Below are 11,200 nucleotides of genomic sequence, written 5' to 3' on the forward strand. Positions count from 1 at the left end.
AAGTGAACATGGAGGCCACGATGGCACAAGATTGGGACGGCTTAGCAAAAAACTGGGAATCAAATCCAGCAACAGAGCAATTTGCGCAGTCGGTGTTTGAGCAGTTACAACAGCTAACTCAGCTTGATGGCATTAAAGTACTAGATTTTGGATGCGGAACAGGGCAGTTAAGTCAACGATTGTCACCGATGGTTAAAGACATCGTAGCATTAGACGCATCGGAAGCCATGATTGAGGAACTCGATAAAAAAGAGCTCGTCAACGTAGAACCTGTGGTAGATGCATTATCTCGCGGCTTGGTCGCTCAGCACCCTGCGTTTCGTGGACAGTTCGACTTGGTGGTTGCATCATCAGTTTTAGCGTTCGTGGAAGACTTAGACGCGTCATTAACGATCTCGCATTCTCTACTTAACCACGGCGGCTATTTTGTTCATTTTGATTGGATTGCAGAATGTGAACAAGACGGTTTTACCCTTGCGAAGTCTGAGCGTGCACTGAAAGAAGCAGGCTTTACTGAAGTTGAATCGCAACACGTTTTTGACATTGTATCTGACGGTAAAACAATGTCGGTATTAATGGGGCTTGGTCGCCGCTAATACTGCTGAATAAAGGACAAAAAACGACAAAAGCGAGCTAACAAGCTCGCTTTTTTCTTATCTGCTGAGGGTATATGTAACTTCACTTGCTCTAAACAAGTCGTCGTGGTGCAGGCAAGGACATACTCGAACAACTAAGTCTTCGGAGGTTATTTTGAGACGACTATCCTGCGTATCTCCTCCAGCACTTCAGGGTTGGCTATTGCGCCTAAATTTTCGACGCTTCGGTTGTTAACGATTTGCTTAACGGCTAACTCGACCAGCTTTCCTGAGCGTGTCTTAGGTATATCGCTTATTGCGTAAATTGCACTAGGTACATGCCTTGGAGAACATGCAGACTTTAGCTGTGCTTTGATGGAAGCGATCATCTCGTCATTGAGCTCTTCCCCTTTGACTAATTGGACAAACAGCCATATTTGTTCGTTGCGATCGACTTCTTTTCCTACTGCGATCGAATCTAGAATACCGTCTATACAGTTCACTTGCTGATAGATTTCGGCCGTGCCGATTCTTACGCCACCGGGATTCAACGTGGTATCACTTCGACCATAAAACACGTATCCCCCAACGCTGGTCTGTTCAACATCATCGCCGTGGTGCCAAATATTGTCGAATTTATCCCAATAAGCGCGATGATATCTCTCACCGGTGTCGTTCCAAAAGCCAGCAGGGAAGTTGGGTAATGAATTGGCGCAAACCAACTCACCGCGCTCTCCCATTACGCTATTACCTTGTGGGTTAAAGACTCGGACATCGACCCCTAACCCTGCTGATTGGCACTCTCCCCGATAAACGGGAGAAATAGGGTTGCCTAATACAAAGCAGCCACAAATGTCTGTTCCGCCAGAAATCGAGGCGAGGTGTACATCTTCTTTAATGTGCTGATAGACATAATCAAACTGTTCTGGATACAGAACAGAGCCCGTTGAGCAAATGGTTTTCAGACTTGGAAATGCATCACTTTTCTGCGGAGAAAAAGATGCTTTTTCCAGCGCCTCTAGGTATTTTGCTGAGGTTCCAAACAGCGTCACTTCGGCTCGTTCTGCGAGGTCCCAGAGCACATCATGAGTGGGGTAAACAGGGCTACCATCAAAAATCACCAAACATGCACCGCTCGCGAGTGAAGAAACGTGCCAGTTCCACATCATCCAACCGCAGGTCGTGTAATAAAACACGCGTTCGTTCGGTTGAATATCGCAATGCAGTTGATGCTCTTTCAAGTGATTAAGCACCGTTCCGCCGACGGAATGAACGATGCATTTCGGTTTGCCTGTTGTGCCTGAAGAATAAAGCACAAATAGCGGATCGTTAAAATTCACACGAGTAAAAGTCAGCGCTTCGGGTGTGTATTGATTCAGGACGTTTTGCCAATCTTGGGTGCAGACATCGCATTCAAAAATGTGTGGTTTAAGGTAGCTAATTTGGCAAACTTGTTTAAGACCATCAAGATGATCCGCAATATGCTGGTTTTTCTCAGACATATCGAAAGTTTTGCCATTGAATGTATAGCCATCACAAGTAAACAGGATTTTGGGTTTCACTTGACCAAAGCGTTCCAAAACGCTTTCGACGCCAAAATCAGGTGAGGTGGAAGTCCAGGTCGCCCCCAAACTACTGGTTGCTAGCATGGCTACCACCGTTTGAGGTAGGTGAGGTAAATAACCAGCGACGACATCACCTTGCTTAATTCCACATTCTTTCAACCATTGCTGCACACTCGAAACTTCTTCGCACAATTGTTTCCAGGTGTAGGTCTGTTTTTCTTCACGTTCATTTTCAAACCAAATCGCGAGATCATCGGGTTGGTGACACGCGTAGGTTAGCAAATTTTCGGCGTAGTTAATTTGCGCGTTTGGGAACCATTTTATATCCCTATTTTCAACAGGTTGCTGCCAGCGACTTTCTGCTCGCTCTTTTATGGTCTCTCCCTGAGTGCCAATGACGTCGCAGAATAGCCAAACTTCCTGCCAAAATTTTTCTACATGATCGAGTGACCATTGATGCAGATCAGCGAAGCTTTCAAGGGTATTTCCTTGTCGATTAATGTGTTCAATAAACTGTGTAATGTTGGCTTCTTCGATACGACTTTCGCTCGGGTGCCATACTTTGCTGCTCTCGCGCATAGGTCCCTCTATAACAAAGTGATAACAGGTTTTAGTTTGAGAGGAATACACGATAAAGTCAAACAAGCCAGAGATTATATCGTGTTATAAAAATCATGCAGTTACGATGCGTTGTAAACAATATGTTACATCGGGATGGTGCTGAGAAAATCGCGCAGGGATTGGAAGCTCTTAAGACTACAGATAGGCTTAATGTAAAGGATTTGTTAATGGAGATGAGCCATGACGCAGTATCGTTCTAAACCCGTAAACCAGGAAGGCAGGGTTGAATGGAGCCGTGAAGAAGACGCCATTTGGCGAGATTTGGTAACACGACAAATGGGTGTGATCCAAAACAGAGCTTGTGAGGCTTATTTACACGGTTTGACGCTGCTTGATTTACCTCAAGACCGCGTTCCTCAGTTACCAGAAATTAATCGTGTCTTGATGGAGACAACAGGTTGGCAAGTGGAGCCCGTTCCCGCGCTTATTGATTTCGACCGATTTTTTAATCTACTCGGTAATAAGCGCTTTCCAGTCGCCACATTCTTGCGTACAAGAGATGAGTTCGATTACTTACAGGAGCCAGATTTCTTCCACGAAATATTTGGTCATTGCGCGATGTTAACCAACCCAGACTTTGCTGCATTTACCGAGCATTATGGTCAACTAGGGCAAGCCGCTACCCCAAAACAAAGAGCCTATCTCGCTCGCCTCTACTGGTTTACCGTAGAGTTTGGCTTGGTGAAAGAAGGGGACAAAACCAAAATTTACGGTGGTGGTATTCTTTCATCTCCTGGCGAAACCCTCTACGCATTAGAGAGTGATGCAGCAATTCGCGACCCATTTGAATTACAAACAGTGCTGAGAACGCCTTATCGTATCGACATCATGCAACCGAAGTACTACGTGATTGATGACTTTTCTCAGCTTTTTAAAATCAGTCAGTTAAATTTATTGAAACAAGCCGATCTAGCGATTGAAGCTGGACTGCTTCCTCCACTTTTTGAACCAAAGGAACCTGCTCATGTTGAATGAACAAAAATGCGAAGCTTGTAGTATCGATGCCATTGCACTAAGCAAAGAAGAGCAACAGTCTCTGCTTCTGCAATTGTCTGATTGGCAGATCATTGAAAGAGAAGATATACCTCAACTAGAAAAGGTGTATAAATTTAAGAACTTCAAACAAGCATGGGCTTTCAGTAACAAAATCGCGGAACTGGCAGAAGATGAGTTCCACCATCCTTCTATTTTGTTGGAATGGGGTAAGGTTACCGTAACGTGGTGGAGTCACTCTATCAAAGGTCTGCATAAAAACGATTTTATCTGCGCATCAAAGTGTGACGCGCTAGCATCGGCAGAGTAGGACATTACCTCATACAAAAAAACGCCCGGCTTACGTCGGGCGTTTTGGTTCTAAATGACTTTTACATTACTTTATAGATTGATTCGGAAGACGGATGTCGTGCCCGATACCTCATTGCCAACGGCGATAAAATGACCACCATTACGGGTAAAGTAATTAATGGATTCTGGACCTAAATCGCCTGCTTTTGGATTGTATGTGTCGTTCATGCATTCGCCATCTTCGACTTCTGCACATACTGGCTGATTGTAATCACGGCGGTTGACGTAATGCATAAACTGCGCTTGTTTCGGGTCTGTGATGTCATAAATCATGATACCGCCTTGACGCTCCAAGCCGATAAACGCGTAATGACGACCGTTAATTTGTGCTACTTCAATCGCCTCTGGCTCAATACCTTTATCATCACTTCGGTCATCGCCACTATTATTGTTATCGTTGGTGCTGTTGAAGTTCTTGCCTTCATTCAGCAGCGCGATAGTCGCGAAATCGTCACCACTATCGAAGACCAACTTGCCGTTTTCATCCCAAATCGAGAATGAACGCGCGCCAAATGATTGAACATTCTCTTGTGCAGAAAGCGTTTGTTCCGGCTTAATCACTTTTAAACGCGCGAGTTGTTTGTTGTCTTTTAGTGCCTCTGCCAATGGGTGTTCTGCTGCCACTTTCAGCTTCTTACCGCGCACTTCATCAATATGGCTTAAACAGGTTCCTTGCTCAGATGTATATTCATCTGTACCGAGGTAATCGTCTTCATCCCACATAAAGCCAGCTTTGTCGCACAGTTCTTGAGTGGTTGTGAATCCGTACTCACGCCCGTCGCCTTCATTTGCAGATACGATGTAAGTACTCCCATTCACTGAGTAGCTGTCGATAGTGTCAGGCATAAATAAGCCAACCAGTTGTGGGTAGCTTTTCAAGTTCCCAATGATTTTGTCTTTGTTGGATGCATCGAGTTTAGCGCCCGACCAAGACTTCTCACCCAAGCCAACAATTCGCTCTACTGATTTGCTCTCTGGATTGACGATTGCCATGGCGTTATTTTCTTGTAGCGCGACATAGATTTTGCCGTTATCTGCAAAAGTGAGGTATTCAGGCTCTAGATCTTGTGCGACGGTGGCGTTTGGCCCCGAAATACGCACATTCATTGGGAGCTCTGCTTTTCGTGAACCATCAAATTCGTTAAAGCCAATTTGTGTCACTTCTGCTTGAGTAACACCAAGGTTCAGATCGATCAAAGTGATACTACCTTCAGGGTCAATGCTGTAATCGCTGTTTGGTTCTCCTTCATTAGCGGTTGCGATGTATCGGCCATCTTTTGAGAAGCCAACCATGTCTGGCAATGCGCCTGTTGGAAACGTCATGACTAATGACAAATCGTCGGAGCGGTACAAGCCAACAATACCATTCGCTTGTTTATTACTGTTTTCAATCGCAACTGCTACCAAACCATTGAATACAGCGACACTGTTTGCTGCGCCAATTTCAATGCCCGCTGCTTCGCCAGCGCTGTTGAGATCAATGAATGCGCTTTGCGTTGGTACGCCGTTGTCATCCATAGACATTACATCGACACGTTTTGCTTGAGCATTAACCACATAGAGCTTATCTGTACAGGCGTCATAACTCACGATTTCAGCTGCCGATGTGTCGAATGGTGCATCAGCAACGGATGTTCCGATAAAAGTTAAACCTTGAATTGACGTTTCCCCAGTAACGGGTGCAGTGGTAGGTTTGCATTGTGTAGCGAATGAAGCCACGGTATCTTCGGGTTGTGATGAACACGCGATGGCAAGTGATGACAATGCGAGTGCACCGATTGCCTTTAAAGGGGTGATCATGATATCTCCTTATCAATCCGATAGGTTGTCAATCAGCATGGGTTTTATGCTGCTGTCCATTTCCGCAACTGGAATGATAGAGCGCTGAATGACGTGTGATTTGGTAAGGCTCTGAATATATGTATGATTGATGACTCTTATATTGGCTTTTTATGAAACTAATGTGTCATCAATATGATGAAGTAGGGATAGAGGAATAATGGAATTAAAATCGTTTTTAGATTTATTGGCAGCGTCACCAGAGCAGGTCGAATTTGAAGCAACGATGGCGGTGATCGAAGATAACTATACGTTTGAGCCAACCGCTTTTGTAAATGGTGAGACACAAAACAATGCAGGCGAGAACAACGGTTCGTGTAAGATCTTCGCTTTCGGTTTGCTAAACAACCTAGATAAAGAAGCGACGCTAGCCTGCTTTGGCCGTTTTTATCGTGAAGATGTATTGCAGCATCCAGAGAACAGCGATCACCAGAATATTCGTAATTTTATGGTGACAGGGTGGGAAGGCATTAAGTTTGAAGCGTCCGCTTTAACCGCTAAATAAACACCAGTCAGAAAACGATGATCAGTAAGCCAGTCGTATTACACGACTGGCTTTTTTTCTAGACATTTTCGGCACAAACACAGCTGGTTGGCGCTTGGCTTGGGTAAATCACGGGTTTCAATAGTAAAGCACCAGCATGTCTCTTTGCCTGCGGCGATATCACAATGGGCTTGAGTCCCGCACTCAGGACAACTGTGCGTTGAATCTTCTCCTGCGATTTGTTCGATAATCGCATCTCGTTGGAGATCGGTTTTGTCTTTCCATTGGATGATTTCATCCATCGTCCGGTGACAACCAGAGCATATTCCGGCGTTATTTTTACATGCTGCTCGACAAGGTGACTTCATTGCTTTCTCGTTCTCATTTTTTATGCCGCGTACTCTAGCACAAAGCGAGTCACGGCCGCCAAAATAAACGTGACTGCGATTTGCTGGTGAGGAGGGAGAACCAGTGTTACCCTTGGACGAGTTACCTTAACTCTCTGTCACTTATGTTAGAAAAAGAAAACCTCATTAAACTCGCTAGAATGCAAATGCCATTTGGGAAATATGCAGGGCGAGTGTTGATCGACCTGCCTGAAGAATACTTACTGTGGTTTGATAAAAAGGGCTGGCCAAGCGGCGAGCTAGGGGATTTGCTCAAGCTATGTTTAGCGCTCAAAATTGAAGGCTTAGATAGTGTCGTGAAGCCTTTGAAGCGTATGTAACTAGCCACAGAAACTCCCACTCTTAATGAAAAGACTTATTATGAATTTTGATATCGATGCACTGAAACATCACCAATTGGTCGAAGATGGTAAACTAGAGGGATGTTACATTCATCAGCCAGCTCAAGGTAGCCAACACAATGACAAAGCTGTTTTGGCAGAGCGCCAAGCGTTGGAAAAGTTGGGATATAAGGTAATACAGGTTAAAGCTAAAGGCGGGACAACAACGTTTGCCGAGGCGATGCAAAAGCTAGCGAAGGAAACTGGTCACCTGCCTAAGGAGTAAGTGAGTGTAACCTGCCACAGCCTTACAAGTTCTCCCACCAGACTATTTTTTCATTCAAAAGAGCCAGACCGTTAGGCTAACTCTTTATTGCCCCAAAAAAGAACTGGAATAAATACTCTACAAAATTTGGTTCGTACGTTTTACCCTACGAAAAGTTATCCGATTGAATGTAACTCAACACTATTGAGCCTTCATTGTGCTTGTTTGATTAGTCAAACTGCCTATTTAATTGGTTAAATCATCATGCAATCTTGTTGGGGATGATAAATCACTGAAAATATTGTTATTATCCTTTTTATTTATCAGTAAAACCGACTCCCATGAGATATGAATCCTCTCCTGTAGCCCCAGAAGAAAGACAAGAAACCACTAGAGAACGAGCAGCACGTCAACGCTGAGAACGTCAGGAAGAGCTGAGATCTACCGCGAGCGATGAGAAACGATGGGCTGAAAATAGAGAGCGCGTTCTTGCTGAACGCAAAGCGGTCCAACAAGCTTACGACCTAACAGAAAAAGAATGGAACGATGATTTACAAAAGCAAGCTAAAGAATATCAGTGGGACACCTCTCAACAAGAGAACGTGAGTATTGCGGTACTGACTGTTGAAGAAGGTAACGAGTATTTAGACTTGCTCATCAAAGACTCGCATGGACAACTTTCGAACGGCAAGGACTACACTGGCGTAGGCATGGGGCTTAAAGGCGCTTATGAGGTCGCTAAAGAGCTTGGCGGTTGGGGGCAACCGCTAAAGCTGTCAATATCAATGGTGTAATGAATATTGTGGTTGAGAACTACAAGCCTAAATATTTAGACCTAGGTATCCGTTGGCAAGAAGCAACACCACAAATGCTTAAAATTGGTCATGCTCTAAATACTGTTCAAGGCAATGTCAGTTTCTTGAAAGGCAACATCTATGTTGAACTTGTGTTTAGTGGTGCGGTTAATGCGGTTGACTACATTCTACATGATGAAAAAACGCTAGGTGAAGTGGTCGGCCAATTTACAGCGGATATATCTAAGGGCATTGCCGCAGGAGTTATCGCTCAAGGAATAACTATTCTGGGAGTCGCAACATTAAGTACGGTACTTGTTGTGCCAACCGCTCTAACACTTGGTATTTTCGCTGTTACTGCGTTTATTGTAGGAAAGGAAATATCTAAACTAGATGACCAATTTAAATTCACGGAACCGATGAAGAATCAAGTAGAGAAAACTATTAATGATTTCTAATGAAAAATTTAACCGAAGACTAAAGATAAAGCGTTGGCTTAAAGTGATGGCTAGTTGGCCTCTTATGGTTTTTATGGTGTGGTTGAGCTACAGCTCAATTAATGAGTTAATTAGCATTAACAACTCAATCGGTATCATTCCTAAAGTAAAACTAGCAGGTTTAGTGAACAATGTTGCTTCTTTTGTAGGCCTTCTAATATTTGGTTTTATAGCGATCATTCCCATAGCTATGCTACACAGGTCAACAGAACTATTACTAAAAGTACCATTTTCGACAAAAACAGGGCTATATTCTATAGCGATAATAGTATTAAGTTCTATTGCCTCTGCCATATGGTTAGATAACAACACGAGAGAAAAAATAAAGCAATATGACTATATTGAATGTACTTCTGAAAAAGAACTTACATTAAAATCCTCAAGTCGGACGTATGTTTTAGACCCTAGTTCGTGCGATTAAATCATCTTTCAAGCTCTTGGCACAAGCACCCTGCTAGCGTATGTACATGTCATGCGCTAGCTCTCAATACTTGAAGTTATCCATTAGTTGCTAATATTCTATTTGTCGTAACGCATTTTTGTCCAATTATAAGCTATAGGGTTTTCTCAAGCTGTATTTTGCTTTACAGGAGTCAGAGTGCCTGGCTCCTTTTCTCTTTGCTTGTCGCGAACGCTACCATCTTGGTCGTAGAGTATTGGTTATCGAAACCATTAACTCATGTTAGTGAAAGGAAATTCCTGAACTCTATAGTGCTTCTTTCACCAATCTTCTGTTTGGGCCATTATCTCTAACATCCAGACGCGAAATAGCATAAGATACACGGCCTTTACTAGCACTGAGCCACTCATCGTAATGACAGATAAAACACAGCAAGCGACATTTGCCGATCTTGGCCTGATTCCAACATTAGTCGAGCGACTAGAAGCGTTGGAATACAGCCAACCGACGCCCATTCAATCCCGTTCTATTCCTGATATCCTTGAAGGGAAAGATATTATTGGTGGTGCCAATACGGGGTCTGGTAAAACCGCTGCTTTTTCGCTGCCAATCTTGCAAAAAATTGTTCAGCAAGACGGATCAAACAATCGCCGTGGCAACTTCGTTTCCCACCTGATTTTAGTACCAACTCGTGAGTTGGCATCACAGGTGGCATACAACGTCAAATCTTACTCATACCATCTTCGAGATAAGATCAAAACGGTTGCCGTATTTGGTGGTGTATCGGTGAACCCACAAATGCTAGCGCTTCGCGGTGGCTGTGACATTATCGTAGCTACGCCGGGTCGATTACTTGATCTGGTATCCAGTAACGCGATTAAGTTGAACCAAGTAGAAACGCTCGTCCTTGACGAAGCCGACCGAATGTTGAGCCTCGGATTTACCGAAGAACTGAATAAGATTCTTGCGTTACTACCAGAGAAGAAACAGACGCTGTTATTTTCTGCTACTTTCCCTGATAAAGTCACGACGCTGGCTCAGCAGTTGCTCCGCGACCCTGTTGAAGTTCAGTTGCAGAGCGCAGAAGCCAGCACTTTGGTGCAGCGCGTGTTTAGTGTAAATAAAGGTGAGAAGACGGCGGTACTCGCGCACTTAATCAAACAGCATCAGTGGCGACAGACTTTGATTTTTGTGAATGCTAAGAATGCCTGTAATCATTTAGCTCAAAAGTTGTCAAAACGCGGTATTACCGCTGAAGTTTTCCATGGTGATAAAGGGCAGGGCGCTCGTACTCGTGTCCTTGACGGTTTTAAGTCTGGCGAGATTCAAGTTCTTATTGCCACCGATATCGCAGCACGCGGCCTTGATATTGAAAAACTTCCAGTGGTGATTAACTTCGATCTTCCGCGTAGCCCTGCTGATTATATGCATCGAATCGGTCGTAGTGGTCGTGCTGGTGAAGTAGGTTTAGGATTATCTCTTATCGATTACGACGACTACCACCATTTCAAAGTGATAGAAAAGAAAAATAAGTTCCAACTTGAACGCGAGCAGGTAGTCGGTTTTGAAGTGGAAGACGATCAGAGTGAAGCCTACTTTTTACCAATGAAGCCGCGAGCGAAGCCGGCAGGTACGGGTAAAAAGAAGAAAAAGCGTAATCAATAGAAAACGTAAACTACATGTGAGTTTACTTACGGGAGTTGTTAGAGAAAAGGAATGCTCACTAGCTTGAGTCTTCGCTTCTAGCCATTCCTTTAAAGAACAATAGAGCCCTGCTGTAGCTACCAGTAGGGCTCTATTGCTTTTCAAGATAGTGTTATTGGCGACGAGCAGGGCGTCCGCGAGGTGAACGCTTTTTAAATGCAGACGCTGCTTTGGCTTGTGACTTAAGAATAGAGTCAACGGTTAGCGGCATTGGCTCTTTAGGTTCAAGGCCATGAGGGAAGGTACGAGCTCTTGGTGGTAAGTTGTATTCTTCTTCGCTCGCGCGTGGCATGCGCTTAAAGCGATAAAGGTAAAAGTTTTCTAATTTTTCTCTCGCCCATTCGGTTTTCTTTAAATACTTCACGCTACTTGCAATCGAAGGCTT

12 protein-coding genes and 1 pseudogene are annotated in these 11,200 nt (G+C 44.0%); 9 read left to right on the plus strand and 4 right to left on the minus strand.

From position 1 onward, the window contains the following. Positions 1–596: class I SAM-dependent methyltransferase (locus R7P72_RS23235; protein WP_318110769.1), on the plus strand; the 596-nt coding region annotated here is incomplete at its 5' end. A gap of 149 nt (positions 597–745) precedes the next feature. Here the strand turns inward: R7P72_RS23235 and R7P72_RS23240 are convergent. Next, a complete protein-coding gene (locus R7P72_RS23240) occupies positions 746–2,719 on the minus strand; it encodes an acetoacetate--CoA ligase (protein WP_054702036.1) in 1,974 nt (657 codons plus the stop codon). 222 nt (positions 2,720–2,941) lie between these two features. Here R7P72_RS23240 and phhA point away from each other — a divergent pair, with 222 nt between their 5' ends. Further along, a complete protein-coding gene (phhA, locus tag R7P72_RS23245) occupies positions 2,942–3,736 on the plus strand; it encodes a phenylalanine 4-monooxygenase (RefSeq protein ID WP_005375564.1) in 795 nt (264 codons plus the stop codon). Beyond that, complete coding sequence (locus R7P72_RS23250; RefSeq protein WP_005375563.1) at positions 3,726–4,064, plus strand: 4a-hydroxytetrahydrobiopterin dehydratase; 339 nt, start codon at positions 3,726–3,728, stop codon at positions 4,062–4,064. Before phhA ends, R7P72_RS23250 begins: the two co-directional genes overlap by 11 nt. 71 nt (positions 4,065–4,135) lie before the next feature. Here the strand turns inward: R7P72_RS23250 and R7P72_RS23255 are convergent, their stop codons facing one another. Beyond that, positions 4,136–5,905: a choice-of-anchor I family protein gene (locus R7P72_RS23255; RefSeq protein ID WP_005375562.1), complete on the minus strand. Its 1,770-nt coding sequence runs from the start codon at positions 5,903–5,905 to the stop codon at positions 4,136–4,138. A gap of 199 nt (positions 5,906–6,104) precedes the next feature. Between R7P72_RS23255 and R7P72_RS23260 the strand changes: the two genes are divergently transcribed. Continuing rightward, positions 6,105–6,449, plus strand: a complete 345-nt coding sequence (locus R7P72_RS23260) for a HopJ type III effector protein (RefSeq protein ID WP_005375560.1) — start codon at positions 6,105–6,107, stop codon at positions 6,447–6,449. Between the two features lie 38 nt (positions 6,450–6,487). On the opposite strand, the gene R7P72_RS23265 is transcribed toward R7P72_RS23260, so the two are convergent. Then, positions 6,488–6,796: a cysteine-rich CWC family protein gene (locus R7P72_RS23265; RefSeq protein WP_213906902.1), complete on the minus strand. Its 309-nt coding sequence runs from the start codon at positions 6,794–6,796 to the stop codon at positions 6,488–6,490. 143 nt (positions 6,797–6,939) lie between these two features. Here R7P72_RS23265 and R7P72_RS23270 point away from each other — a divergent pair, with 143 nt between their 5' ends. The 5 genes and pseudogenes from R7P72_RS23270 (at position 6,940) to R7P72_RS23295 (ending at position 10,776) form a co-directional block, all read left to right on the plus strand. Next, complete coding sequence (locus R7P72_RS23270) at positions 6,940–7,155, plus strand: DUF3820 family protein (RefSeq protein ID WP_005375557.1); 216 nt, start codon at positions 6,940–6,942, stop codon at positions 7,153–7,155. 40 nt (positions 7,156–7,195) lie between these two features. Next, the gene (locus tag R7P72_RS23275) at positions 7,196–7,441 is read left to right on the plus strand and encodes a hypothetical protein (RefSeq protein WP_005375556.1); all 246 of its coding nucleotides are present in this window, start codon (positions 7,196–7,198) and stop codon (positions 7,439–7,441) included. Positions 7,442–7,761: 320 nt separating this feature from the next. Then, positions 7,762–8,672: pseudogene (locus R7P72_RS26400) on the plus strand (hypothetical protein). Next, complete coding sequence (locus R7P72_RS23290; protein ID WP_005375547.1) at positions 8,662–9,132, plus strand: hypothetical protein; 471 nt, start codon at positions 8,662–8,664, stop codon at positions 9,130–9,132. The pseudogene R7P72_RS26400 and the gene R7P72_RS23290 overlap by 11 nt, the downstream one beginning before the upstream one ends. A gap of 393 nt (positions 9,133–9,525) precedes the next feature. Beyond that, complete coding sequence (locus R7P72_RS23295; protein WP_104980805.1) at positions 9,526–10,776, plus strand: DEAD/DEAH box helicase; 1,251 nt, start codon at positions 9,526–9,528, stop codon at positions 10,774–10,776. A 151-nt stretch (positions 10,777–10,927) separates the two neighbouring features. On the opposite strand, the gene R7P72_RS23300 is transcribed toward R7P72_RS23295, so the two are convergent. Continuing rightward, positions 10,928–11,200: VF530 family DNA-binding protein (locus tag R7P72_RS23300; protein ID WP_318110770.1), on the minus strand; the 273-nt coding region annotated here is incomplete at its 5' end.

It is taken from the genome of Vibrio sp. Vb0888 (assembly GCF_033338835.1).
GTDB classification, from domain to species: Bacteria; Pseudomonadota; Gammaproteobacteria; order Enterobacterales; family Vibrionaceae; genus Vibrio; species Vibrio alginolyticus.

What these genes read in the sequence shown, in the direction of transcription:
- R7P72_RS23240 (WP_054702036.1), bottom strand. Translation starts at nt 2,719, where the DNA reads ATGCGCGAGAGCAGCAAAGTATGGCACCCGAGCGAAAGTCGTATCGAA.
- phhA (WP_005375564.1), top strand. Translation starts at nt 2,942, where the DNA reads ATGACGCAGTATCGTTCTAAACCCGTAAACCAGGAAGGCAGGGTTGAA.
- R7P72_RS23290 (WP_005375547.1), top strand. Translation starts at nt 8,662, where the DNA reads ATGATTTCTAATGAAAAATTTAACCGAAGACTAAAGATAAAGCGTTGG.
- R7P72_RS23265 (WP_213906902.1), bottom strand. Translation starts at nt 6,796, where the DNA reads ATGAAGTCACCTTGTCGAGCAGCATGTAAAAATAACGCCGGAATATGC.
- R7P72_RS23275 (WP_005375556.1), top strand. Translation starts at nt 7,196, where the DNA reads ATGAATTTTGATATCGATGCACTGAAACATCACCAATTGGTCGAAGAT.
- R7P72_RS23250 (WP_005375563.1), top strand. Translation starts at nt 3,726, where the DNA reads ATGTTGAATGAACAAAAATGCGAAGCTTGTAGTATCGATGCCATTGCA.
- R7P72_RS23270 (WP_005375557.1), top strand. Translation starts at nt 6,940, where the DNA reads ATGTTAGAAAAAGAAAACCTCATTAAACTCGCTAGAATGCAAATGCCA.
- R7P72_RS23295 (WP_104980805.1), top strand. Translation starts at nt 9,526, where the DNA reads ATGACAGATAAAACACAGCAAGCGACATTTGCCGATCTTGGCCTGATT.
- R7P72_RS23255 (WP_005375562.1), bottom strand. Translation starts at nt 5,905, where the DNA reads ATGATCACCCCTTTAAAGGCAATCGGTGCACTCGCATTGTCATCACTT.
- R7P72_RS23260 (WP_005375560.1), top strand. Translation starts at nt 6,105, where the DNA reads ATGGAATTAAAATCGTTTTTAGATTTATTGGCAGCGTCACCAGAGCAG.